The organism is Actinomadura chibensis NBRC 106107 (genome assembly GCF_001552135.1).
In the GTDB taxonomy this organism is placed as follows: Bacteria; Actinomycetota; Actinomycetes; order Streptosporangiales; family Streptosporangiaceae; genus Spirillospora; species Spirillospora chibensis.
On the sequence record NZ_BCQP01000054.1, the window covers coordinates 20,276 to 43,542 of the forward strand.

The following is a 23,267-nucleotide window of genomic DNA, read 5'->3' on the forward strand; positions in this document are numbered from 1 at the left end:
TCGCTAGAGCCGCGTCCGGACCGCGTCGGCCACCGAGACCAGCGCGCACCCGCAGGCGACCGGGTCGGACGCCTCGCACGGCCCGAGCGGGCGCCCGGCGATCTCCTTGAACAGCCGCGCCCCGGGCGAGGCGTCGGCCAGCGCGTCCGCCGCGAGGACGACCGCCGCCGCCGTGTAGGTGGAACGGTCCCCGGGGAAGTGGCGGCGGTTCTCGAACTGCCAGCCCGTCCAGTAGGAGCCGTCCTCGTGCCGCAGGTGCTGGATCGTCGCGAACAGCTCCAGGGCGCGGTCGCGGTCGCCCGCCGCGTCCAGCGCGAGCACCAGCTCGCAGCTCTCCGCCGCCGTCACCCACGGCTGGTCGGACACGCACCGGCAGCCGAGCCCGGGGACGACGAACGCGTCCCACCGCTCGGCGAACCGGCGCGCCGCGTCCGCGCCCCGGACGGGCCCGCCGAGCACCGGGTAGTACCAGTCCATCGACCAGCGGCTCTTGTCGGCGAACGCCTCCGGGTGCGCGGCCACCACGTGGCCGAGCTGGTCGGCGGCGAGCTCCCATTCCGGCTCCGGCTCGCCGAGGTGCTCGGCCAGCGCCACCGCGCAGCGCAGCGACTGGTAGATCGACGAGCAGCCGGTCAGCAGCGCGTGGTCGGACGGCGCGCCGTCCTCGCGCCGGATCCAGATGACCTCGCCGCGCCGGGTCTGCAGGCCGAGCGTGAAGTCGATCGCCCGCCGCACCGCGGGCCACATCCGGCGCGCGAAGTCCTCGTCGCCGGTCGTCAGCAGCTCGTGCCAGACGCCGACCGCGACGTAGGCGGCGTGGTTGGACTCGCCGCCCGGCTCCGTCACCGCGCCGAGGACCCATTTCGCGGGCCACGAGCCGTCCGGCCGCTGGACGCCGCGCAGCCACTCGTACGCCCGCCGCGCGTGCTCGCCGAGCCCGGCGACGCGCAGCGCCATCGCCGCCTCGACGTGGTTCCAGGCGTCCACGTGCCCGGGGACGCCCGCGGTCGGCGCGAACCACGGGATCGCGCCGGACGGCTCCTGCTGCGCCGCGATGCTGCGGGCCGTCGCGACGACGTCGTCGCGCGACAGGACCCCGGGGACCGCGGGCGGGCCGGGCTCAGCCCGCATCCGCCGTCTCCCTGGCCTGGCCCGCGGCCGTCCCCGGCCCCGCGGGCTTCGCGAAGTAGACGACGACGCTCTTGCCGATCAGCGGGTTCAGCGCGCGCTCGGCCAGCCGGGTGGCGCGCGGGCGCTTCATGATGTCCCAGACGAGGAGCTTGTGGTAGGCCCTGGCGAGCGGGTGCGCGTCGTCGTTCACGCCGACCGCGCACTTGATCCACCAGTAGGGCGCGTGCAGGCCGTGCGCGTGGTGGTGGCCGCCGACCCGGAACCCGACCGACTTCAGCTTGGCCTCCAGCTCGGCGCGCGTGTAGATCCGCACGTGGCCGCCGGGGGCGGTGTGGTAGTCCTCCGACAGGGCCCAGCAGACCCGCTCGGGCAGCCAGCTCGGCACCGTCACCGCGAGCTTGCCGCCGGGCCTGAGGACGCGCAGCAGCTCGCGCATCGCGCGCATGTCGTCCGGGATGTGCTCCAGCACCTCCGAGGCGACGATCGCGTCGAAGTGGTCGTCGGGGAACGGCAGGTCGAGCGCGTCGCCCTGGACCGTCTCGGCGGACGCCTCCGCCGGGACCTCGCCTTCGAGGCGCATCGCCCCGAACATCTTCTCCACGCCGGACAGCTCGCCTGCGTCCTGGTCGAAGGCCACGACGTGCGCACCCCTGCGGTACAGCTCGAAGGCGTGCCGCCCGGCGCCGCATCCCATGTCGAGGACGCGGTCTCCGGGGGTGACGCGGAACCGCTGGAAATCCACGGTCAGCAGGGTCGTGCTCCTTCCGTGCCGGGGCGCCGAGGCGGCGTCCCCTCCCTTGCCGTCACTCGGCTTCGCGCGCGAGCCGCAGGTAGTTCGCCTGGGCGATGGCGGCCCGGTAGTGCTCGACGGTGGCCTTCGCCACGGCCGGCCACGCGAACCGCTCCTGGACGCGGGCGAGCCCCGCGGCGCTCACCCGGGCCCGCTCGGCCGCGTCGTCGTGCAGCCGCCGCAGCGTCGCGGCCAGCTCTTCGGCGTCGCCCGGCTGGACGAGCACGCCCGCGTCGCCGACGACCTCGGGCAGCGCCCCGGCGCGGCTCGCGACGAGCGGCGTCCCGGACGCCATGTGCTCGACGGCGGGCAGCGAGAAGCCCTCGTACCGGGACGGCACCACGGCGATCTCCGCCGACGCCATCAGCTCGCCGAGCTCGTCGTCGCTGATCCCGCTGACGAACCGGACGCGCTCGCCGAGCGCCAGCTCGCGCACGAGCTTCTCGGTCGGGCCGTCCTTCCGCGGGCGGCTGACGACGATGACGTGCACGTCGCGCTCGGTGGCGAGCTTGGCGACCGCGCGCAGCAGCACGTCCACGCCCTTGATCGGCGCGTCCGCGCTCGCCATCGCGACGATCCGGCCCGGCACGCGCTCGCCGCGCGGGTGGAAGATCCGGGTGTCGACGCCGAGCGGCAGGATGTCGATGTCGCGCGGGTCGACCTTGAAGTCCTTCACGATGTCGACCTTGGACGACTCCGACACCGTCAGCACCGGTCCGATCCGCCGCGACACCTGCGACTGCATCGCGACGAAGCCGTACCAGCGGCGCTTGCCGAGCTTCTGCTTGACGCCCCGCGCCGCCTGGATGTCGATCCGCCGGTCGACGCTGATCGGGTGGTGGATGCTCGTGACGAGCGGCAGCCCGAGCCGGGGGATGCCGAGGTTGCCGAGCCCGAGGACCTGGTTGTCGTGGACGACGTCGAAGTCGCGGCGCCGCCGCCGCAGCTCGCGCAGCGCCCGCAGGCTGAACGTCAGCGGCTCGGGGAAGCCGCCGGTCTTCATGTGCGCGAACTCCAGGACGTCCACCCAGTCGCGGAACTCGCCGAGGGACGGGGTGCGGAACGGGTCCTCGTCCCGGTACAGGTCGAGGCTCGGGATCTTGGTGAGGACGATGCCGTCGCGGTCGAGCTCGGGGTACGGCTGCCCGGACAGCACCTCCACCGCGTGCCCGAGGTCGGCCAGCTCGCGGCTCAGATGCCGGAGGTAGACGCCCTGGCCGCCGCAGTGCGGCTTGCTCCGGTACGACAGCAGGGCCACCCTCAGCGGTCCGCCCGGCTCGCCCGCCCCGTCCACGTCGGTCCCCCGCACGCACCGCTCCCGTCAGTCGAGGGACGCCGGGGCGCGCGCGCACCGGCCTCACCCTGATGCCGTTGATGAAACTAGACCTTAGCCACCGTACGTTACCGCCGAGTCAATATTGGGCGGTGCGTCCAAGAGTGTTCCGAAGAGCACACCGCGCCTGACTCTCTCCCTTTAGGCCCCCTTTAGGACGGGGTGAAGCGGACCGGCAGCTCTTTCAGGCCGTTGACGAAGTTCGACCGGAGCCGCCGGGGCTCGCCCGCCGGGCCGATGTCGGGCATCCGGTCCAGGATCGTCTCAAAGATGATCTTCAGGTTCATTCGGGCGAGGTGGGTGCCGAGGCAGAAGTGCGGGCCGCCGCCGCCGAACCCGAGGTGCGGGTTGGGGTCGCGGCCGACGTCGAAGGAGAACGGGTCGTCGAACACGCGCTCGTCGCGGTTGGCCGAGCCGTAGAACAGCACGACCTTGTCGCCCGCCTTGATCTCCTTGCCGCCGAGCTCGACGTCGGACAGGGCCGTCCGGCGGAACTGGTTGATCGGGCTCACCCAGCGGACGATCTCCTCGACCGCCGTCGGCAGCAGGCTCCGGTCGGCGCGCAGCCGCTCCCACTGGTCGGGGCGCTCGAAGAACGCCTGCATGCCGCCCGCCGTCGCGGTCCGGGTCGTCTCGTTCCCGGCGATGCCCAGCATGATCACGAAGAGCGCGAACTCCTCCTCGCTGATCCGGTTGCCGTCCGCGTCCGGGGTGAGGAGCTTGGTCACGATGTCGTCGCGCGGCGTGGACTCGCGGGCGCGGGCCAGCTCGCCCGCCCAGCCCGCGAACTCGGCGGCGCAGAGCTGCGACTCCGTCCGGTCGCCGATGTAGTCGGGGTCGTTGAACGCGACCAGCTTGTTCGACCAGTGGAAGACCTTCGCGCGGTCCTCAAGGGGGGCGCCGAGCAGCTCGCAGATCGTGTAGAGCGGCAGCGGGGCGGCGAAGTGCTCGACGAAGTCGCACTCGCCGAGCGGCGCCGCCTCGTCGATGAGCTTGTCGCAGATCTCGCGGATGTGGTCCTGGAGCTTCCCGATCATGCGGGGGGTGAAGCCCTTGTTGACCATGGAGCGCAGGCGGGTGTGGTCGGGCGGGTCCTGGAACAGCATCATCTGGCCGTAGAGGGCGATGTCCTCGTCGGTGAACTCCTCGAACATCGCCGTCCGCGCGTGGGAGGAGTACGGGTCGGCGCGCCGCGACACCTGCACCACGTCCTCGTGCCGGGTGATCGCCCAGAACCCCGGCACGCCCTCGTTCGGGTCCTGGTGCCAGTGGACGGGGTCGTTGTCGCGCAGCCACTGGAACTGCCGGTGCGGGATCCCGCCGCGCTCGTAGACCCCCGGGTCGATGACGTCGATCTCGGGAGCGCGGAACGGCCGCGCGGCGGAGGCGGTGGACGTGGCGACAGCAGCCATGGAAGACCCTTCGTGCCGGGGTGGGGGACCGCGCGCCGGTCTTTGACTGAGCGCTTGCTCGGTCCCCGCGGACCTAGAACAGGTTCTAACATGAGACTGGGGTCTCATCAAGGGTCCAGCGGCCCGAGTGACCCGGGTCGCACCCGTCTCTCACCCCGCCGTCCGGGACGAGCCGGTCAGCGCAGGACGTACCGGAGCGGGTCGTCGGTCCCGTCGCGGCGCGCGATCCCGCGCGTCTCCAGCGTGCGGAGGTGCGCGGCGGCCTCGGCGGCGGCCATCCGGCGGGCCTGCTGCGACATGTCCGCCCACGGGTGCCGCCAGGTCAGCCCGGCGGTGAGGTCCCACAGCGTGACCGGACGGGCCGACAGCAGCGCCGCCACCTCCGCGAGCCGCTCCTCGTGGTGGGCGATGATCTCCCGGGCGCGTCCGGCGAGGCCGGTGAAGCGGTACTGGTGGGCGGGCAGGACCTCGTCCGCGGACATCGCGGAGACCTTGTCGAGCGAGCCGAGGAAGTCGCCCAGCGGGTCGACGTCCGGGAAGTCGTAGGGGTAGAGGCCGATGTGCGGGGTGATGCGCGGCAGGACGTGGTCGCCGGTGAAGATCCGGTCGCCGTCCTCCAGGTGGAGGCAGATGTGGCCGGGGGAGTGGCCGGGCGTCCAGATGACGCGGAGCCTGCGGCCGGGCAGGTCGACGAGGTCGCCGTCGGAGACCTCGCGGTCCGGCAGCGCGGGCGGGGAGACGCGCGGGCCGTCGCCCCGGGCGCCGAGCTCCGACTCGGCGGCCCCGGCGCGGCGCAGCGCGGTCAGCTCGAACTCGCGCCGCCCGCCCTGCCCGGCGGACCGGAACAGCTTGACGATCCCGGCGTCCGCCGGGTGCATGGCGATCCAGGCGCCGGACGCCTCGCGGACGCGTCCCGCGAGCCCCGCGTGGTCGGGGTGGTAGTGCGTGACGACCACGCCGCGCACGTCGGCGACGTCGATCCCGAACGCGGCGAGCCCGCCGCGCAGGGCGCTCCAGGCGTCCTCGTGCTGCCAGCCCGCGTCGATCAGGACGGGCCCGCGCGGGCTCTCCAGCGCGTACACGAGCGTGTAGGCGAGCGGGTTGTCCGGGATGGGGACTGGAACGCTCCAGAGTCCGCCGCCGAGGTCTTCGGGTTCCGGCTGCAAGGAGACCGCCTTTCGCGCCGCGGGCGGCGGCGCCGGTGGGATCGGGGCCCCGGTGACCTTACCCGGAGCGCGGACGGGGCCCAGGGGGCGCGTCCCCCTGGGCCCGGCGCGGGTCCGACGCGGCGCGTCAGACCCGTTCGAGGATCGTGGCGGTGGACAGCGCGCCGCCCGCGCACATCGTGATCAGCGCCGTCCCGGCGTCGCGCCGCTCCAGCTCGTGCAGCGCGGTCGTGACCAGCCGCGCGCCGGTGGCGCCGACCGGGTGGCCGAGCGCGATCGCGCCGCCGTTGACGTTGACGCGGTCCATGTCCGGCCCGTGGACGGACGCCCACGACAGCACGATCGACGCGAACGCCTCGTTGATCTCGGTGATGTCGATGTCGCCCATCGCCATCCCGGACCGCTGGAGCACGCGCTCGGTCGCCTGGACGGGGCCGTCCAGGTGGTAGTAGGGCTCGGCGCCGACCAGCGCCTGCGTCCTGATCCGGGCGCGGGGACGCAGCCCGAGCGCCCTCGCCCTCTCCTCCGACATCAGCACGACGGCGGCGGCGCCGTCCGAGATCTGGGACGAGGTGCCCGCCGTGTGCAGCCCCTCCTCGCCGAGCACCGGCCTGAGCCTGGCGAGCCCGTCGGCGGTCGTCTCGCGCAGGCCCTGGTCGCGGGTCACCTCCCGGGTCTCGCCGGTCGGGTTCCCCTCGGCGTCCAGGACGGGCGCGGTGATCGGGGCGACCTCGCGGTCGAAGCGGCCGTCCGCCCACGCCTTCGCGGCGAGCTGCTGCGAGCGGGCGCCGAACGCGTCGAGGTCGGCGCGGGTGAGGCCGCGCCGGGCGGCGATCCGCTCGGCGGCCTCGAACTGGTCCGGCATGTCGATCGACCAGTCGTCCGGGCGCGGGTTCGCGGGCAGCACGTTGCTGCCGAGCGGGGCGCGGCTCATCACCTCGACGCCGCAGCCGATGGCGACGTCCACGACCCCCGCCGCGATCTGGGACGCGGCGAGGTGGACGGCCTGCTGCGACGACCCGCACTGCGCGTCGAGCGTGGTCACGCCGGCCTGCCAGGGCAGGCCCGCGTACAGCCAGGAGTAGCGGCCGACGTGCCCGCCCTGCTCGCCCGCCTGCGTCACGCAGCCCGCGAAGACCTGCTCGACCTCGGCGGCGTCGACGCCGGAGCGGTCGACGGCGGCGGTCAGCGCGTGCGCGAGGACGGCCATCGGCTTCAGGCCGGCCAGCACGCCGCCGCGCTTCCCGAGCGGTGTGCGCACCGCCTCGACGATCACCGGGGTTCCCATGCGGTCTCCTTCTAGAACGCGATTCAGCTTCGACCGTAGCCCGATCGCGATCCCCCCGGCGGGGCGGGTCCCGGAGAGCAGGACGGAAGAAGCCGCGGGGCGCACGGGCCGGGGGAACCGTCCGGGGCGTCGACTAGCCTGGGGAGCCTGACCGCCCCCCGCGCCGGAGACCCTCATGGCCGCAGACTTCGACGAGCCCGTGTTCGACGACGATTTCGTCCGGAGCGCCGCGTTCACCGAGCCGTCCGCGCTCGAACGGGCCCGGCCGCCGAGCCGCCGCGAGCGGCGCCGCTCCCGCCGGGCCGCCCGCCGCGCCGGAGCGGGTGGGGGTGGCCGGTTCGCGCGGCGCGGCGGCGGGCGCCGCGACCCGAGCCATCGCCGGGCCGTGTTCCAACTCGTCGGCGGGGTCCTCGTGCTGTTCGCGATCTCGTTCGCGCTGTGGTGGTGGAACTCGGCGGCGCGGGACGAGCGGCCGGTGCGCCCGGTCGTCCCGACGATCACCGAGACGCCGCCGTCGCCCGCGCCGACGACGGCGAAGCCGTCCCCCTCGGAGATCCCGGAGGTCTAAGCCGCACCCGCCGCTGACCGGGGGCGATGCCCTATATGGCTCATATGGGATGAGTGGTAGTACTCACTCCAAAGTCGGGTACAACGCCCGTCCCCGGTTCCGTAGGGTCGCCCTGTCCGGGGGCGTCGCGGGTCGGCGAGGCTGGCCGTCCACGGAGCACGAGGAACCGGGGAGAGCCCAGCCATGAGAGCCCAGCCATGAGGGCACGCATCACCGCCGTCGCGGCGCACCTGCCCGCGCGGACGGTCACGAGCGCCGAGGTCGAGGCGCGGGTCGCGGCCGAGAGCGGCGGCTACCGGCCGCGCCCGACGATCGTCGAGCGGATGACCGGCATCCGGGCGCGGCACGTCATGGCGGACGGCGAGCAGGCGTCCGACCTCGCCGTCGCGGCGGCCCGGCGGGCGCTCGCCGAGCGCGGGACGCGGCCCGAGGGCCTCGACCTGATCGTCTTCGCGTCCGCGTCGCAGGACCTGATCGAGCCCGCCACCGCCCACATCGTCGCCGCGAAGCTCGGCGCGTCCTGCCCGGTGTTCGACGTCAAGAACGCCTGCAACAGCTTCCTCAACGGGCTGCAGGTGGCGGACGCGCTGATCCGCACCGGGCAGCACGAGCGGGTGCTCGTGTGCACGGGGGAGAGCCCGTCGCGCGCGGTCCGGTGGAAGGTGCGCGACCGGGCGCAGTTCGCGGACGCCTTCGCGGGCTACACGCTGTCCGACGCCGGGGCCGCGATGCTCGTCGAGGCGTCCCCGGACGGCGGGATCTTCTACCGCGACTTCGCCGCCGTCTCCACCGCCTGGCCGGTCGGGACGCTCCCGGCGGGCGGCTCGATGCGCCCCCGCGACCCCGACGCCGGCTACTTCAGCGGGGACGGGCGGCGGCTCCGCGACGTGTTCGTCGCCGCGGGCCCGGAGATCTTCACGACCGCGCTGCACAAGACCGGCCTGGCCTGGGACGACTTCGCCGTCGTCGCCGTCCACCAGGTGACGGTGCCGTATCTGGAGGTGCTGCGGACGGTCCTCGGCGTCCCCGCCGACCGGCTCGTCGTGACGCTGCCCGAGCACGGCAACACGGCGTCGGCGAGCCTGCCGCTGCAGCTCGCCACCGCCCGGGCGGCCGGGCGCTGCGGCCCCGGCGACCGGGTCGCGCTGATCGGGCTGGCGGGCGGCGTCAGCCTCGGCGTCGTGTTCGCGGAGCTGTGAGCATGCGGCTGTGGGTCGTCGTCCCCGCCTACGACGAGGAGCGCTCGATCGGCGCGACGCTGCGCCGCCTCGCCGAGCAGACCGACACCGCGTTCACGCTGGTCGTGGTCGACAACGGCAGCACGGACGGGACGGCGCGGGTGGTCAAGGAGTTCGCCGCCGGGGACGTTCCGTTCGACGTCCGGATCGTCCACGAGCCGGAGAAGGGGACGGGCGCCGCCGCCGACACCGGCGTCCGGCACGCGATCGCCGCCGGGGCGACGCACGTCGCGCGCACCGACGCCGACTGCCTCCCGGACCGGGGCTGGGTCGCGGCGGTGAAGCGCGCGTTCGGCGACGGCCTCGAGCTGGTGTCGGGCCCGCTGCTGCCCCGGACCGACGAGTTCCCGCTGAAGTTCTGGGAGCGCCGCCTGCTGCCCGCCGTGATCCGGGTCGCCGCGCTGTTCGGACGGTTCCGCCCCGGCAATCAGGACCCGCTCTACCTCGGCCCCTACGTGATGATGCCGGGCTGCAACCTCGCCATCACCGCCGACCTGTACGAGCGGTCGGGCGGGTTCCCGCGCACGCGGATCGAGGACGTCCACGAGGACCGCGCGCTGGTCAACCGCGTCCGCTACCTGACCGCCGCCTACGGGCTGCGCGACGACGTCACCGTGTACGGGTCGGTCCGGCGGCTGCGGGCGTACGGCCTGGTCAGGACGCTCGGCTGGTACGCCGACCACCGCTACCGCCCGCCCGTCGTGGACATCCGGTGAGGGCCCCGGACTGGGAGCGCCGCCTCTACCTGGCCGCGCATCCGTTCGCGTACCCGCTGCTGCGCGCGGCGGCCCGGCGCGGGCCGATCGTCCGCGTGCCGGGCGTCGGGGTCGTCGTGAACGACGCCGCGCCGGCGCGCGCGATCCTCATGGACGGCGGGACGTTCCGCAAGGACGGGCCCGGCTCGCCCGGCGAGCTGTGGACGCCGGTGCTGGGGCCGTCCGTCCTGCTCAACATGGAGGGGGACGCGCACCGGGCGCTGCGGCGGCGGCTCACCGAGCTGTTCGTCCCGTCCTACACCGAGGCGCTGTGCGCCCGCGTCCTGGACGGGCCGCTCGACCGGCTCGCGGGCCGCCTCCGGAGCGGCGGCGGCGTCGACCTCGTGGACGCCGCCCGCGTCATGGCGGGCGCCGTGATCGGCGAGGTCATCGGCCTGGACACGCGGACCGACGCCTCCTACCGCGACCTGTTCGAGCAGGGCGAGCGCGTCGTGTCGGCGGTGTCGCTGCGGACGCGGCGGCTCTCCCCGTCCCAGGTGCGGCGGGCCCGCGCGGTGCTCGACCCGCTGGGCGACATCGCGGCGAAGGCGTACGCGGCGGGCGACGAGTCCACGGTGATGGGACGCATGCGGGCCCTCGGCCTGTCCGAGGACGAGGCGCGCGGCGCCGCCGGGGCGTTCTTCCTGACCGGCACCGAGACCGTCGCGACGCTGCTGCCCCGCCTGTTCGCCCTGCTCATCGACCACGGGCAGCTCGCGCGCGTGGCCGCCGAGCCGGGCCTGCTCGACCGGGCGATCGAGGAGGCGATGCGGGTGGCGACGCCGACGCCGGTCATGCTGCGGAGCGTGCACCGCCCGGCGGCGGTCGGGGGCGTGGCGATCCGGCCGGGGGAGCGGGTGCTGATCGCGACGCACAACTGCTGCCGCGCGCTCGGTCCGTTCGACCTCGACCGCCCGCACCCGCCGGAGCTGCGGCGGCTGTGGTTCGGCGCCGGGCCGCACTTCTGCATCGGATACCCGCTGGCCATGGCCCAGATCCGGCGGGTCGCCCGGACGCTGCTCGCCGCCGCGCCGCTCGTCGTCACCCGCCGCGCGGCGGCACGCGGCGTCCTCATCCCGACCTACCGGGAACTGGTCGTGCGGAGGGGGTCCGCGTGACGCTCGTCCGGCGGCTGCTCGACCAGGGCGCGCGGACGCCGCGCGCCGTCGCGCTCGTCTCCGGGGACGGGACGCGGCTCACCTACGGCGAGCTGCGGCGGCGGGTGCTGGCCGTCCGGCACGGGCTGCTGGCGCGCGGGCTCGCGGAAGGGGACGCGGTGCTGTTCTCGGTGCGGCCGTCGCCGGAGGCGCTCGTCCTGGCGCTCGGCACGGTCGCGGCCGGGGGCGTCGTCGTGTTCGCCGACCCGGGGGCCGGGCCCGAGATGTTCGCCGCGCGGCTGCGGCTCGCGCGTCCGCGCTGGTCGGCGGCCGAGTCGGTGCTCTACGCGGGGAGCCGGCTGCGTCCCGTCCGGGCGTACGCGCGGCGGCGCGGGCTGCTGCTGCCGAACCTCGCCGCTTTGCACGGGCCCGATGAGAACGCGATGCGGCACGTGTACGTCGGTCGCCGCCTGCCCGGCGTGCCGCGCGGCGCGGTGCCGTTCGCGCGGCTGGCGCGCGGCCCCGCGCCGGAGCCGGACCGCGACCCCGACCCCGGCGCGCCCGCCGCCGTGATCTTCACGTCGGGGACGACGGCCGCGCCGCGCGCCGTCGTCCACACGCAGGCGTCGCTCGCGGCGGCGCTCGACCTGTTCCGGACCCGGCTGCCGCTCGGGCCCGGCGACGTCGTCCACACCGACCAGCTCATGCTCGGCCTGCCGACGCTGATCGCGGGCGCGCGCTGGTCGATGCCGCCGCTGGCGTGCCCGCCCGCCGAGTTCGCGCGGCTGATGGCGGAGCGGGGCGCGACCCACACGTTCTGCGTTCCCGTCCATCTCGCGGAGATCCTGGACGCCGTGCCGCGACTGCCCGAGTCGCTCCGGTACGTGCTGCTCGGGGCCGCGCCCGCGCCCGCCGCGATCCTGCGGCGGGCGCTGCGGGCCGCGCCGTTCGCCGAGGTCCTGTCGGTGTACGCGATGACGGAGATCCTGCCGGTGGCGATCGCGTCGGCGGAGGAGAAGCTCGCGCACACCGGCCCCGGCGACCCGGTCGGCGCGCCGCTGCCCGGCGTCGGCGCGCGGCTCGCGGGCGACGGCGAACTCCTGCTGTCCGGCCCGAACCTGTGCCGCGGCTACCTCGGCGCGGGCCCCCTCGCCGAGCTGCCGACCGGCGACCTCGCCCGGCTGGACGGCGGCCGACTCGTCCTCACCGGACGCAAGAAGGACATGCTGATCCGCGGCGAGTTCAACCTCTACCCCGGCCTGTACGAGCCGTCGATCGCCGCGCTGCCGGGCGTCGCCGAGGCCGCGATCGTCGGCGTCCCCGACCCGCGCACCGGGGACGAGGAGGTCGTCCTCGCCGTCGTCGGCGACCCCGGCGACCTGCCGGACCGGCTCCGCCGCGCCCTCCCCGGCGTCATCGACCACGACGCCCTCCCGGACCGGATCGTCGTCCTGCGCGCCCTGCCGCGCTCCGGCCGCACCCGCAAGCTCGACCGCGACCGCCTCCGCGAACTGGTGCGGCCGTGAGGATCGCGGTGACCGGGGCGTCCGGGTTCGTCGGCGGGACGGTGTGCCGCGTGCTCGTCGCCGAAGGTGCCACGGCGTTCGCGTTCGGCCGCCGCCCCGCCGTGGACCCGGCGCACGTCGCCGGCGCGGCCTACCGTTCGTGGGATCTCACGCGCGGCCCGCTCCGCGACGCGCCGGAGGTGGACGCGGTGATCCACTGCGCCGGGAGCGTCACCGACTGGGGCCCGCCCGCCGGGCTGTTCGCCGCCAACCTGACCGGCACCCGGCACGCGCTCGCCTCCTTCCCCGGCGCGCGGTTCGTCCACGTCAGCACGGCCAGCGTGTACGACCCGTCCCGGCCGAGCGTGCTCGCCGCCGAGGACGAGGCGCCGGTCGCCCGCTACCCGACCGCCTACGCCGCGTCGAAGGCCGCCGCCGAGCGGGCCGCCGCGGCGCGCGGCGCGGTCGTGCTGCGGCCGCACGCGGTGTACGGGCCGGGCGACACGACGCTGCTGCCGCGCGTCCTCGCGGCGGTGCGCGGCCCGCTCCTGCCCGCCGCCGGGACGGGCCGCCAGCGCGTCAGCCTCACCTCCGTCGGCAACCTCGCCCGCGCCTGCCTGCTCGCCGCGGCCGGGCCGGTGGACTCGGGCGTCTTCAACGTCGCGGACGCGGCCCCGGTCACGATCGACGGCGCGCTCCGGGAGATCCTGCGCGAGCGGGGCGTCCGGGCGCGTCCGGTGTACGTGCCCGCCGGGCTCGCCCGGCCGCTCGCCGCCGTGGCCGAAGGCGTGTTCCTGCTCGCGCGCCGTCCCGACCCGCCGCGCCTCACCCGGTACGCGGTCGGCCACCTGGCCCTGGAGCGCACGCTCGACATCACGGCCGCGAGGACGGTCCTCGGGTACGACCCCGCGCCCACGTCGTTCGCCGGAGCGGCCGACTGGTGATCGTCAACCTCGGGTTGACGATCGAGGGCGCGTCAACCTATGGTTGACGCATGACGGAATCCACCGAATCCACCGGACCCGCGCAGCCCGTCCAGATCCGCCTGGACGACCTGATCAACACGATCAAGAAGGTCCACTCCGACGCGCTCGAACAGCTCACCAGCGCCGTGCTCGCCGCCGAGCACCTCGGCGAGGTCGCCGACCACCTCATCGGCCACTTCGTCGACCAGGCCCGCCGGTCCGGCGCGTCCTGGACCGACATCGGCAAGAGCATGGGCGTGAGCAAGCAGGCCGCGCAGAAGCGGTTCGTCCCGAAGGGCGAGAGCTCGGACCTGGACCCCTCGCAGGGCTTCTCCCGCTACACCGCCCGCGCCCGCGAGGTGGTCATGGGGTCGATGAACGAGGCCCGCGCCGCCGGGAACGCCCTGATCACGCCCGCGCACCTCGTCCTCGCGCTGCTCGCCCACCCGACCGCGGTCGGACCCAAGGCGATCACCGCGCAGGGCGTCCTGCTGGACACCGTCCGCCAGGTCGCGACCGCCGCGCTCCCGCCCGGGGCGGAGGACGTCCCGGACATGATCCCCTTCGACCAGGCCGCGAAGAAGGTCCTGGAGCTGACGTTCCGCGAGGCCCTCCGCCTCGGCCACAACTACATCGGGACGGAGCACATCGTCCTCGCGCTGCTGGAGTACGAGGACGGCACGGGCGTCCTGTCCGAGTCGGGCGTCGACAAGGCGGCGGCGGAGGAGACCATCGCGGCGGAACTGAAGAAACTCGCCGACATGGAGGGATGATTTCCGGGCGCCCGCGCGGTCTGCACCCGTATGGAGAGAATCATCGAGGCCAACGGGGTCGAGCTGTGCGCCGAGACGTTCGGGGACGCCGCCGACGCCCCCGTCCTGCTCATCGGCAACACCATGCTCACCTGGCCGGACGAGCTCTGCGCGCGCCTCGCCGCGCTGCGCAGGCTCGTCGTCAGGTACGACCTGCGTGGCACGGGGCGGTCCGCGGCCGCCGACCCCGAGGCCCCCGGCTACACGCTGCGCGACCTCGTCGCGGACGCGGCCGGCGTCCTCGACGCGCACGGGCTGCCGTCCGCGCACGTCGCGGGGTTCGGGGTCGGCGGCTGGATCGCCCAGCTCCTCGCGCTTGACCACCCGTCCCGCGTCCGCACCCTCACGCTCGTCGGGACCCGTCCGACCGCGCCCGGCCCCGCCGACGCCGACCTGCCCGAGCACGCGCCCGCGCTGATGGCCCACATCATGAACCCGCCCGAGGTCGACTGGGCCGACCGGGCGTCGGTGGTCGCGTTCATGGTGGAGAGCGCGCGGCACCTCGCCGGGCCGTCCTTCGACGAGGCCGAGGCGCGGAGGACCATCGAGCGGATCTACGACCGGACCCCGGTGAAGGGCGACCCCGGCAAGGCGCACCGCGCGAACCAGATGGCGGCCGCGTTCGCCGCGCTCGACGCCGGGCCGCGCTGGCGGGAGCGGCTCGGCGGGATCACCGCGCCGACCCTGGTGATCCACGGCGAGGACGACCCGTTCTTCCCGCTCGGCAACGGCCGCGCCCTCGCCGCCGAGATCCCCGGCGCCGAGCTGCTCACGCTGCCCGGCACCGGGAACGAGCTGCCGCGCCGCGTCTGGGACGAGGTCGTCCCGGCGCTGCTGCGGCACACGTCCTGAGCCGCCGGTCAGCCGACCTGGAGGGCCAGGAAGAAGTCGACCCGGTCCTCCGGGCGGGACAGGTCGCGGCCGGTCAGCTCCTCGATCCGCCGGATCCGGTACCGGACGGAGTTGACGTGCAGGTGCAGCTCGGCGGCGCAGCGCGTCCACGAGCCGGAGCAGCGCAGGTACGTCTCCAGCGTCCGGACGAGGTCGGCGCCGTGCGCCCGGTCGTAGGCGTGCAGCGGGCCGAGCAGGCGGCGCCGGAACATCCGCCGGACGTCGTCCGGGACGCTCGCCAGCAGCAGCACGTGCGTGGCCAGCTCGTCGTGCCGGACGACCCGCACCGGCCCCGGCCGGGTCGCCGCGAGCCGCCGCGCGTACCGGGCCTCCTCCACCGCGCCGCGCAGCCCGGCGGCGGGCACGACGTCGCTGATCCCGGCCGCGATCCCGGCGGCGGGCAGGCCGGGGGCGAGCGCGCCGAGGCCGTCTCGCACGCCGGCCGCGACGTCGCGGCCATCGGACGGCACGAGCGCCAGGGCCTCGCCGTCCAGGAACCCCACCGCCGGACGTGAGCCGGAGAGGATCTCGACGAGCACGGCGCGCAGGTCGTCCGGGCCCAGCCCGCCCGACGCGGCGACCGCGACGAGGCCGGGGCCCGCGTCCAGCCCGGCGCGCTCCAGCGGCGGCGCGTCCCCGGTGGCCGCCGCCGTCACGACCTCCTGCGCGAGCCGGGCGTCCAGGCCCCGCCGGGACCGCTCCAGCGCGACGATCGCGGCCAGCTCGGAGATCAGCGTGCGGCGCTCGGCGGGCCAGTCGGCGGCGTCGCCCTCGGACGCGACGAACCAGTCCGCCGCGCGCGGCCCGCCCGCGACCGGGACGAGCGACAGGTCGTGGGCGCGCACGTGGTGCGGCAGGCGCGGCGCGGTGAGGAACGCCCGCGCGAGGCCCGCCGGGTCGGGCGGCGGCGGCCCGGCGACGACCCGCCCGGTCGCGGCCAGGACGTGGCAGTGCCCGACCAGGTCGAGGACGGCGTCGAGGCCCGTCCCCTCGACGAGGCGGCGGTGCCGGTCCAGGACGTCGGCGAGGTCGGCGGCGCGGGCCCGCGACAGCAGCCGGACGACCTCCTCGGTGATCGTCGCGAACGCCACGTCCTCGGGGACCTTGAACAGCGGGAGGCGGTGCCGGCGGCACGCCTCGACCAGGTCGTCCGGGATGGCGCCGAGCGTGAGGTCCCACGCGGCGAGGCCGGACACGCCCGCGTCCGCGAGCGCCCGCGCGAACGTCTCGGAGTCGGCCGGGCCCGTCCGCCACACGAGCCCGGTCAGGACGAGCTCCCCGCCGCGCAGGTAGCGGCCGGGGTCGAGCAGGTCGGTGGTGACGACCCAGCGGATCGGGCGGTCCAGCTCGTCCGCCCCGGTCACGACCTCCAGCCGCAGTCCGGGCATCGCGAGCAGGGCGCGCAGCCTCATATGGAGGAATCTACAAAAGGGAGCGGCGGGCGGGGGACACAGTTCGGACGTCCTGCGTCTCGACCTGCCCCGGCGCGGCTGTGTGTACTGCATGCGATGAGGGATGAACGGGTGGTGTTCACGGAGGCGGAGCTGTCCGCGTGCTGCGCGTCGCGCCGGTGGGTCGCGGCGGTCGCGGGCCGCTCGTACGCGGGAGCGGCCGAGCTGCGCGCGGCGGGTGCCGCCGCGCTGGCCGAGCTGACCTGGGCCGACATCGAGGAGGCGCTCGCCGCGCACCCGCGCGTCGGCGACCGGGCGGCGGGCTGGTCGCGGGCCGAGCAGGCCGGGATGGACGGGGCCGCGCCGGACGTGCGTGCCGCGCTCGCCGCCGGGAACCGTGCCTACGAGGACCGCTTCGGCCACGTGTTCCTGATCCGCGCCACCGGCCGCACCGCCGAGGAGATGCTCGCCTGCCTGCGGGAACGCCTCGGGAACGACCCGGAGACCGAACGCGCGGCCGTCCGCCGGGAACTGGCCGGGATCGTCGATCTGCGGCTGGCGAGGTTGGTAGGAGGCGCGCCATGACCGGAGCGAAGCGAGGATCCTGGCGCGCCCGCCTCGGGGGTCTGGGGGTCGCCCCCCAGAAAGGTAGGGATGCGTGAGTCTCTCGACGCACGTGCTGGACGCGGCCAAGGGGCTGCCCGCGGTGGGGGTCGGCGTCCGGTTGGAGCGCCGGGCGGCGGACGGCGGCTGGGCGCCGCTCGCCGAGGCCCGCACCGACGCGGACGGCCGGATCAGGGATTGGGACGCCGAACCGGGCGCCGGAATTCACCGGCTGGTTTTCGACACCGCCGGGCTGTCGGAGTTCTATCCCGAGGTCGCGGTGGCGTTCACCGTCACCGACCCGGAAGGGCATGTGCACGTGCCCCTGCTGATCAGCCCGTTCGCCTATTCGACGTACCGAGGGAGCTAGCGGCGATGGCGACAGTTCTCGGCCCCAATCGCTACGGGAAGGCGGAGACGCGGGTCGTCCGCGTCACTAGGGACGGCGAGGTCCACCACGTCAAGGACGTCAACGTCAGCGTCTCCCTGTCGGGCGCGATGGACGAGGTCCATCTGAGCGGCGACAACGCGGCCGTCCTGCCGACCGACAGCCAGAAGAACACCGTGTTCGCGTTCGCGAAGAAGCACGGGATCGCGGCCGTCGAGGAATTCGGGCTGCTCCTGGCGCGGCATTTCGTGGACTCGCAGCCGACCGTCCACCACGCGCGCGTCGAGATCCACGAATACGCGTGGGAGCGGATCGAGGGCGGGCATTCGTTCGTCCGGAACGGCGGGGAGACGCGGACGGCGCTGGTGCACAGCGACGGCACCGGCGGGGCCGAGTCGGTCGTGTCGGGGCTGCGGGACATGGTCGTCCTCAACACGACCGGAAGCGAATTCCATGGGTTCGTCCAGGACCAGTACACGACGCTCGAACCCACCGAGGACCGGATGCTCGCGACCGCCGTGACCGCCCGCTGGCGCCACCGCGGAACCGCCGCCTGGGACGACTCCTACCGCGCCGCCCGCGACCGCCTGCTGCGCGCCTTCGCCGAGACCTACAGCCTCTCCCTCCAGCAGACCCTTTACGCGATGGGCCGCCGTGTGCTCGACGAATGCGCGGGGATCTGCGAAATACGGCTCTCGATGCCCAACAAGCACCATTTCCTGGTCGATCTGGAGCCGTTCGGCATGGACAACGACAACGAGGTCTACTTCGCGGCGGACCGGCCGTACGGGCTCATCGAGGGCACGGTGCTCGACGACGCCGCGCCCGCCGTCCCGTCCGCGTGGAACTGAGAGGGCCATGGACTTCCTACGACCCGCGACCTGGGACGAAGCGCTCGCCGCCAAGGCGGAGCTGCCCGGCGCGCTGCCCGTCCAGGGCGGCACCGACGTCATGGTCGAGATCAACTTCGCCGCGCGGCGGCCGGAGGCGCTGCTCGACCTCACCCGGATCGGCGCGCTCGCCGACTGGGACACGGTGGACGGACGGCTCCGCGTCGGCGCGGGCGTCACCTACGCGCGGCTGATCGCCGAGCTGGGCGGGCGGCTGCCCGGCCTCGCGCAGGCGTCCCGGACGGTCGGCTCGCCGCAGATCCGCAACCGGGGCACGGTCGGCGGCAACCTCGGCGCCGCCTCGCCCGCCGGGGACGGCCACCCGCCGCTGCTGGCCGGGGACGCGGTGGTCGAGGCGGAGTCGGCGGCGCGGGGCGTGCGGATGATCCCGGCCGCCGAGTTCTTCACCGGCGTGAAGCGCAACGCCCTCGCCCCGGACGAGCTGATCCGCGCGTTCTGGACGGCGCCCGCGTCCGGCCCGCAGTACTTCGCCAAGATCGGCACCCGGAACGCGATGGTGATCGCCGTGTGCTCGTTCGCGATCGCGCTGCACCCGGCGGAGCGGCGGGTCGGGACGGGCCTCGGCTCGGCCGCCCCGACCCCGCGCCGCGCGCCGGAGGCCGAGGAGTTCATCGCCGCCGAACTCGACTGGGACGGCCGCGGCCCGCTCTCCGAACCGGCCCGGCGGCGGTTCGGCGAGCTGGTCGCGGCCGCGTCCGCCCCGATCGACGACGTGCGCGGGACGGGCGCCTACCGCGCGCACGCCCTGGCCGTCCTCGCGCGCCGGACGCTCGCCTGGGCCTGGAACGACCACCGGAAGGAGGCCCGCCGATGCGCGTGAACCTGACCGTGAACGGCGCGGCCCAGGCCGTGGACGACGTGTGGGAAGGCGAGAGCCTGCTCTACACGCTCCGCGAGCGGATTGGCCTGGCGGGCTCGAAGAACGCCTGCGAGCAGGGCGAATGCGGCTCCTGCACCGTCTACCTGGACGGCGTCCCGGTCTGCGCGTGCCTGGTCGCGGCCGGGCAGGCGGAGGGCCGCGACGTCCGCACCGTCGAGGGCCTCGCGGCGGGGACGCCCGGCGACGAGCGGCTCGACCCGGTCCAGGAGGCGTTCGCCGAGGCGGGGGCCGTGCAGTGCGGGTTCTGCACGCCGGGCCTGATCGTCCAGTCGCACGACCTGCTCGAACGCAATCCCGCGCCGACCGACGCCGAGATCCGCGAGGCGCTCGCGGGCAACCTGTGCCGCTGCACCGGCTACGAGAAGATCCTCGACGCGGTCCGCCTGGCGGCCGCACGGAAGGCGACCCGATGACCGCAGCGAAGCGAGGATCATCGGGTCCCTCTCGGGGGTCCGGGGGGCGCCCCCCAGAAAGGCAGGACCCGTTGATCATTGAGAACGCGCACGTCGTCACCGTCTCCGGGGACGAGTACCCGGACGGTCACATCGTCATCGAGGGCGACCGCATCACGGCCGTCGGCCCTGGCAAGGCACTCGTCCAGGAGGGGGAGCGCATCGACGGCACCGGGTGCCTCGCCACGCCCGGGCTCGTCAACGCGCACCACCACCTCTACCAGTGGGCGAGCCAGGGCATGGCCGTCGACAGCACCCTCTTCGACTGGCTGACCACGCTCTACAAGCCGTGGTCGAAGATGGACGCCGAGGTCGTCGCGGGCGCGGCGACGGCGGGACTCGGGTGGCTCGCCAAGTCGGGGTGCACGACGTCCGCCGACCACCACTACCTGTTCCCGGCGGGGCGCGGCGACCTGTTCGCGGCCGGGATCGAGGCGGCGCGGGAGGTCGGCGTCCGGTTCCACCCGTGCCGGGGGTCGATGGACCGGGGCGAGTCGCAGGGCGGCCTGCCGCCGGACGAGGTGGTCGAGGACCTCGACACGATCCTCGCCGAGACGGCGGCGGCGATCGACCGCCACCACGACCCGTCGCCCGGCTCGATGCTGCGCGTCGGCGTCGCGCCCTGCTCGCCGTTCTCCGTCACCCGCGACCTGATGGTCGAGTCCGCGCGGCTGGCGCGCGACAAGGGCGTCCGGCTGCACACCCACCTCGCCGAGACGCTCGACGAGGAGGAGCACACGACCGAGCAGTTCGGCATGACCCCGGCCGAGTACATGGACTCGATCGGCTGGCTCGGCCCGGACGTGTGGCTCGCGCACTGCGTCCACCTGCGCGACACCGACGTCAAGCGGCTCGCCGAGACCGGCACCGGCACGGCGCACTGCCCGAGCTCCAACGCCCGCCTCGGCGCCGGGATCGCCCGCGTCGCGGACCTGCTGAAGGAGGGCGCGCCGGTCGGGCTCGGCGTGGACGGCCCGGCGTCGGCGGAGTTCGTCCCGCTCGCCGGGGAGCTGCGGCAGGCGATCTACATGCAGCGCGCCCGGTACGGGCCGACCGCGCTGACCGCCCGGCAGGCGCTGGAGATGGCGACGCTCGGCGGCGCCCGCTGCCTCGGCCGGGACGCCGACCTCGGCGCCCTCGAACCCGGCAAGCTCGCCGACGTCGCGCTCTGGCGGATGGACGGGTTCCGCGCCGCCGTCGACGACCCCGTCGTCGCGTTCGCGTTCGGGCCGGTGCCGCCGCTCGCCCGCCTCCTCGTCGGCGGCCGGACGGTCGTGGACGCCGACACGCTCGTCACCGTCCCGCAGGACGAGGCCGCGCGGCGCGGCGCCGACGCCCACCGCCGCCTGCTGAGACTCGCCGAGGAGGTGCTCTGACATGACGTCGTCGCCGGTGCGCAGCCCCGGCCATGTCGCCGCGCCGGGCATCGGCGGGGTCGGGGAGAGCCCGCTCCGCCCGGACGGCACGCTCAAGGTCGCCGGGGAGTTCGCCTACGCGTCCGACCTGTGGATGGACGGCATGCTGTGGGGCGCGACGCTCCGCAGCCCGCACGCCCGCGCGCTGATCCGGTCGGTCGACATCGGGCCCGCGCTGGCGGTGCCGGGCGTCCGCGCGGTGCTGACGCACGCGGACGTCCCCGGCCGCGCGATGTTCGGCATCGACGGCACCGAGGACCAGCCCGTCCTGGCGATCGACCAGGTCAGGTACCAGGGCGAGCCGGTCGCGCTCGTCGCCGCCGACGATCCGGAGACCGCGCGGCGCGCGCTGGAGAAGATCGTCGTGGGCTACGAGCCGCTCGCGCCGATCACCGACCCGCGCGCCGTGATCGCCGACCCGGAGGGGCTGAAGGTCCAGCGCTTGGGCGGCATCACCCGGTACCAGCCCGTCCGGGTCGGGGACGTGGACGCCGCGAGGGCCGAGGCGGCGGTCGTCGTGTCGGGCGAGTACGAGGTCGGCATCCAGGACCAGGCGTTCCTCGGGCCGGAGGCCGGGCTTGCCGTCCCGTCCGAGGACGGCGGCGTCGACCTGTACGTCTCGACGCAGTGGATACACAACGACCTGAAGCAGATCGCGCCCTGCCTCGGGCTCTCCGCCGACCAGATCCACATGACGCTCGCGGGCGTGGGCGGCGCGTTCGGCGGGCGCGAAGACCTGTCCATGCAGCTCCACGCCGCGATGCTCGCGCTGCACACCGGGCGTCCGGTGAAGATGTCCTACAACAGGTACGAGTCGTTCTTCGGGCACGTCCACCGGCATCCCGCGCAGATGCGGTACGAGTACGGCGCCGACGCCGACGGGCGCCTCCGCTACGCCGACGTCGAGATCGTGCTCGACGGCGGTGCGTACACATCGTCCACGAAGAACGTCGTCGGAAACGCGGCCTCGCTCGGGGTCGGGCCGTACGAGATCCCGAACATTCGTATCGACGCCTACGGCGTGTACACCAACAACCCGCCGTGCGGCGCGATGCGCGGGTTCGGGGCCGTCCAGGCGTGCTTCGCCTACGAGTCGATGATGGACAGGCTCGGCGCCGCCTGCGGGCTCGGCCCGCTGGAGATCCGCCGCCGCAACGCCGTGTCGCAGGGGTCGCGGCTCGCGACCGGGCAGGTCGTCGAGTCGCCCGCGCCGCTCGCCGCGATGCTCTCCCGGCTGGAGGCGGTCCCGGAGCCGCCGCCGCTCGACCCGTCCGACCTGCGGAACCTGCCGGGCGGGGTGTCGCAGGCGACGCGCGGCGAGGGCGTCGTGCGGGGCGTCGGGTACGGCGTCGGGCTGAAGAACATCTGCTTCTCCGAGGGGTTCGACGACTACTCCACGGCGCGCGTCCGGCTGGAGGTCATCGGCGGGGAGGCGACCGCGCTCGTGCACACCGCCGCCGCCGAGGTCGGGCAGGGGCTCGTCACGGTCCAGGCGCAGGTGGCGCGGACAGAGCTCGGCGTCCAGAAGGTCGTCATCGCGCCCGCCGACAACCAGGTCGGGGACGCCGGGTCGTCCAGCGCGTCCCGCCAGTCGTACATGTCGGGCGGCGCGGTCAAGGCGGCCTGCGAGGCGGTCCGCGCGGAGCTGCTCGCGCTCGCCGCGCGCCGGCTGGGCCGCGCCGACCTGAGCCTGGTCGGCGGGAAGGTCGTGTCGCGGGCGGACGGCGCGCTCGGCACGATCGAGGACGTCCTCGGCGACGCCGTCATCGACGAGACCCGCGAGTACCGGCACCGGCCGACCGTCCCGATGGACCCGGTCACCGGGCAGGGGCGCAGCCACGTCCAGCTCGCGCTGTGCGTCCACCGCGCCGTCGTCGACGTCGACGTGGACCTCGGGCTCGTCAAGGTCGTCGAGCTCGCCGCCGTCCAGGACGTCGGCAAGATCATCAACCGGATCGCCCTGGAGGGGCAGATCCACGGCGGGTCCGCGCAGGGCCTCGGCCTCGCCGTGATGGAGGAGATCGTGGTGGCGGACGGGCTCGTCCGCAACCCGTCCTTCACCGACTACCTCATCCCGACCATCCTGGACATGCCGCCGATGCGGCTCGACATCCTGGAGATCCCCGACCCGGACGCCCCGTACGGGCTGCGCGGCGCGGGGGAGCCGCCGACGCTGTCGTCCACGCCCGCGATCGTCGCCGCGATCCGGGACGCCACCGGGCGGGCGCTGACCCGCGTCCCGGTCCGTCCCGAGCACATCGTGCACGGGGCCTGAC

General features: G+C 74.8%; 22 protein-coding genes. 15 read left to right on the forward strand and 7 right to left on the reverse strand.

Annotated elements, in window-relative coordinates; genetic code table 11:
* Positions 1 to 3: 3 nt before the first annotated feature.
* The 6 genes from ACH01S_RS29820 to ACH01S_RS29845 form a co-directional block, all read right to left on the reverse strand.
* Positions 4 to 1,131 carry a glycoside hydrolase family 15 protein gene (locus ACH01S_RS29820; protein ID WP_067898991.1) on the reverse strand — a complete coding sequence of 376 codons (1,128 nt, stop codon included), beginning with the start codon at positions 1,129 to 1,131 and terminating at the stop codon, positions 4 to 6.
* Positions 1,121 to 1,882 carry a class I SAM-dependent methyltransferase gene (locus ACH01S_RS29825; RefSeq protein WP_174564922.1) on the reverse strand — a complete coding sequence of 254 codons (762 nt, stop codon included), beginning with the start codon at positions 1,880 to 1,882 and terminating at the stop codon, positions 1,121 to 1,123. Before ACH01S_RS29825 ends, ACH01S_RS29820 begins: the two co-directional genes overlap by 11 nt.
* Before the next feature lie 52 nt (positions 1,883 to 1,934).
* Positions 1,935 to 3,230 carry a glycosyltransferase family 4 protein gene (locus ACH01S_RS29830; protein WP_246236665.1) on the reverse strand — a complete coding sequence of 432 codons (1,296 nt, stop codon included), beginning with the start codon at positions 3,228 to 3,230 and terminating at the stop codon, positions 1,935 to 1,937.
* A gap of 176 nt (positions 3,231 to 3,406) precedes the next feature.
* Positions 3,407 to 4,666: a cytochrome P450 gene (locus tag ACH01S_RS29835; protein WP_067898997.1), complete on the reverse strand. Its 1,260-nt coding sequence runs from the start codon at positions 4,664 to 4,666 to the stop codon at positions 3,407 to 3,409.
* 176 nt (positions 4,667 to 4,842) lie between these two features.
* Positions 4,843 to 5,832: an MBL fold metallo-hydrolase gene (locus ACH01S_RS29840; protein WP_067898998.1), complete on the reverse strand. Its 990-nt coding sequence runs from the start codon at positions 5,830 to 5,832 to the stop codon at positions 4,843 to 4,845.
* A gap of 127 nt (positions 5,833 to 5,959) precedes the next feature.
* On the reverse strand, positions 5,960 to 7,120 hold the full coding sequence (locus ACH01S_RS29845; RefSeq protein WP_067899001.1) for a steroid 3-ketoacyl-CoA thiolase: 1,161 nt from the start codon (positions 7,118 to 7,120) through the stop codon (positions 5,960 to 5,962).
* Positions 7,121 to 7,295: 175 nt separating this feature from the next.
* Between ACH01S_RS29845 and ACH01S_RS29850 the strand changes: the two genes are divergently transcribed.
* The 8 genes from ACH01S_RS29850 to ACH01S_RS29885 all read left to right on the forward strand — a co-directional run bounded on the left by ACH01S_RS29850 (position 7,296) and on the right by ACH01S_RS29885 (position 14,912).
* Entirely contained in the window at positions 7,296 to 7,688 is a 393-nt protein-coding gene (locus tag ACH01S_RS29850; RefSeq protein WP_067899004.1) for a hypothetical protein, read from the forward strand.
* A 197-nt stretch (positions 7,689 to 7,885) separates the two neighbouring features.
* Positions 7,886 to 8,887, forward strand: a complete 1,002-nt coding sequence (locus ACH01S_RS29855) for a 3-oxoacyl-ACP synthase III family protein (protein WP_067899007.1) — start codon at positions 7,886 to 7,888, stop codon at positions 8,885 to 8,887.
* A gap of 2 nt (positions 8,888 to 8,889) precedes the next feature.
* A complete protein-coding gene (locus ACH01S_RS29860) occupies positions 8,890 to 9,642 on the forward strand; it encodes a glycosyltransferase family 2 protein (RefSeq protein WP_067899010.1) in 753 nt (250 codons plus the stop codon).
* Entirely contained in the window at positions 9,639 to 10,799 is a 1,161-nt protein-coding gene (locus ACH01S_RS29865; RefSeq protein ID WP_067899013.1) for a cytochrome P450, read from the forward strand. Before ACH01S_RS29860 ends, ACH01S_RS29865 begins: the two co-directional genes overlap by 4 nt.
* The gene (locus tag ACH01S_RS29870; RefSeq protein ID WP_067899016.1) at positions 10,796 to 12,304 is read left to right on the forward strand and encodes a class I adenylate-forming enzyme family protein; all 1,509 of its coding nucleotides are present in this window, start codon (positions 10,796 to 10,798) and stop codon (positions 12,302 to 12,304) included. Before ACH01S_RS29865 ends, ACH01S_RS29870 begins: the two co-directional genes overlap by 4 nt.
* Positions 12,301 to 13,227 (forward strand): NAD-dependent epimerase/dehydratase family protein, encoded by a 927-nt coding sequence (locus ACH01S_RS29875; RefSeq protein WP_067899019.1) that lies wholly within the window; start codon positions 12,301 to 12,303, stop codon positions 13,225 to 13,227. Before ACH01S_RS29870 ends, ACH01S_RS29875 begins: the two co-directional genes overlap by 4 nt.
* 50 nt (positions 13,228 to 13,277) lie before the next feature.
* Positions 13,278 to 14,021, forward strand: a complete 744-nt coding sequence (locus ACH01S_RS29880; protein WP_067899023.1) for a Clp protease N-terminal domain-containing protein — start codon at positions 13,278 to 13,280, stop codon at positions 14,019 to 14,021.
* A gap of 30 nt (positions 14,022 to 14,051) precedes the next feature.
* On the forward strand, positions 14,052 to 14,912 hold the full coding sequence (locus ACH01S_RS29885; RefSeq protein WP_067899026.1) for an alpha/beta fold hydrolase: 861 nt from the start codon (positions 14,052 to 14,054) through the stop codon (positions 14,910 to 14,912).
* A gap of 8 nt (positions 14,913 to 14,920) precedes the next feature.
* Here the strand turns inward: ACH01S_RS29885 and ACH01S_RS29890 are convergent, their stop codons facing one another.
* Positions 14,921 to 16,363 carry a PucR family transcriptional regulator gene (locus ACH01S_RS29890; RefSeq protein ID WP_067899031.1) on the reverse strand — a complete coding sequence of 481 codons (1,443 nt, stop codon included), beginning with the start codon at positions 16,361 to 16,363 and terminating at the stop codon, positions 14,921 to 14,923.
* Between the two features lie 96 nt (positions 16,364 to 16,459).
* Here ACH01S_RS29890 and uraD point away from each other — a divergent pair, with 96 nt between their 5' ends.
* The 7 genes from uraD to ACH01S_RS29925 all read left to right on the forward strand — a co-directional run bounded on the left by uraD (position 16,460) and on the right by ACH01S_RS29925 (position 23,266).
* Positions 16,460 to 16,927, forward strand: a complete 468-nt coding sequence (uraD, locus tag ACH01S_RS29895) for a 2-oxo-4-hydroxy-4-carboxy-5-ureidoimidazoline decarboxylase (RefSeq protein ID WP_067899035.1) — start codon at positions 16,460 to 16,462, stop codon at positions 16,925 to 16,927.
* Positions 16,928 to 17,000: 73 nt separating this feature from the next.
* The gene (gene uraH / locus ACH01S_RS29900; protein WP_067899038.1) at positions 17,001 to 17,315 is read left to right on the forward strand and encodes a hydroxyisourate hydrolase; all 315 of its coding nucleotides are present in this window, start codon (positions 17,001 to 17,003) and stop codon (positions 17,313 to 17,315) included.
* A 5-nt stretch (positions 17,316 to 17,320) separates the two neighbouring features.
* Complete coding sequence (pucL, locus tag ACH01S_RS29905) at positions 17,321 to 18,184, forward strand: factor-independent urate hydroxylase (protein ID WP_067899041.1); 864 nt, start codon at positions 17,321 to 17,323, stop codon at positions 18,182 to 18,184.
* Positions 18,185 to 18,191: 7 nt separating this feature from the next.
* On the forward strand, positions 18,192 to 19,064 hold the full coding sequence (locus tag ACH01S_RS29910) for an FAD binding domain-containing protein (RefSeq protein ID WP_067899044.1): 873 nt from the start codon (positions 18,192 to 18,194) through the stop codon (positions 19,062 to 19,064).
* Complete coding sequence (locus tag ACH01S_RS29915; RefSeq protein WP_067899048.1) at positions 19,055 to 19,537, forward strand: (2Fe-2S)-binding protein; 483 nt, start codon at positions 19,055 to 19,057, stop codon at positions 19,535 to 19,537. The genes ACH01S_RS29910 and ACH01S_RS29915 overlap by 10 nt, the downstream gene beginning before the upstream one ends.
* Positions 19,538 to 19,608: 71 nt before the next feature.
* Positions 19,609 to 20,952, forward strand: a complete 1,344-nt coding sequence (locus ACH01S_RS29920) for an 8-oxoguanine deaminase (RefSeq protein ID WP_246236666.1) — start codon at positions 19,609 to 19,611, stop codon at positions 20,950 to 20,952.
* 1 nt (position 20,953) lies between these two features.
* The gene (locus ACH01S_RS29925; RefSeq protein WP_083981287.1) at positions 20,954 to 23,266 is read left to right on the forward strand and encodes a molybdopterin cofactor-binding domain-containing protein; all 2,313 of its coding nucleotides are present in this window, start codon (positions 20,954 to 20,956) and stop codon (positions 23,264 to 23,266) included.
* The last annotated feature ends 1 nt before the right edge of the window (position 23,267 follow it).

Coding starts and splice junctions, on each gene's coding strand:
- ACH01S_RS29820 (WP_067898991.1), bottom strand. CDS start 1,131: ATGCGGGCTGAGCCCGGCCCGCCCGCGGTCCCCGGGGTCCTGTCGCGC.
- ACH01S_RS29835 (WP_067898997.1), bottom strand. CDS start 4,666: ATGGCTGCTGTCGCCACGTCCACCGCCTCCGCCGCGCGGCCGTTCCGC.
- ACH01S_RS29845 (WP_067899001.1), bottom strand. CDS start 7,120: ATGGGAACCCCGGTGATCGTCGAGGCGGTGCGCACACCGCTCGGGAAG.
- ACH01S_RS29850 (WP_067899004.1), top strand. CDS start 7,296: ATGGCCGCAGACTTCGACGAGCCCGTGTTCGACGACGATTTCGTCCGG.
- ACH01S_RS29855 (WP_067899007.1), top strand. CDS start 7,886: ATGAGGGCACGCATCACCGCCGTCGCGGCGCACCTGCCCGCGCGGACG.
- ACH01S_RS29860 (WP_067899010.1), top strand. CDS start 8,890: ATGCGGCTGTGGGTCGTCGTCCCCGCCTACGACGAGGAGCGCTCGATC.
- ACH01S_RS29880 (WP_067899023.1), top strand. CDS start 13,278: ATGACGGAATCCACCGAATCCACCGGACCCGCGCAGCCCGTCCAGATC.
- ACH01S_RS29885 (WP_067899026.1), top strand. CDS start 14,052: ATGGAGAGAATCATCGAGGCCAACGGGGTCGAGCTGTGCGCCGAGACG.
- ACH01S_RS29890 (WP_067899031.1), bottom strand. CDS start 16,363: ATGAGGCTGCGCGCCCTGCTCGCGATGCCCGGACTGCGGCTGGAGGTC.
- uraD (WP_067899035.1), top strand. CDS start 16,460: ATGAGGGATGAACGGGTGGTGTTCACGGAGGCGGAGCTGTCCGCGTGC.
- pucL (WP_067899041.1), top strand. CDS start 17,321: ATGGCGACAGTTCTCGGCCCCAATCGCTACGGGAAGGCGGAGACGCGG.
- ACH01S_RS29910 (WP_067899044.1), top strand. CDS start 18,192: ATGGACTTCCTACGACCCGCGACCTGGGACGAAGCGCTCGCCGCCAAG.
- ACH01S_RS29915 (WP_067899048.1), top strand. CDS start 19,055: ATGCGCGTGAACCTGACCGTGAACGGCGCGGCCCAGGCCGTGGACGAC.
- ACH01S_RS29925 (WP_083981287.1), top strand. CDS start 20,954: ATGACGTCGTCGCCGGTGCGCAGCCCCGGCCATGTCGCCGCGCCGGGC.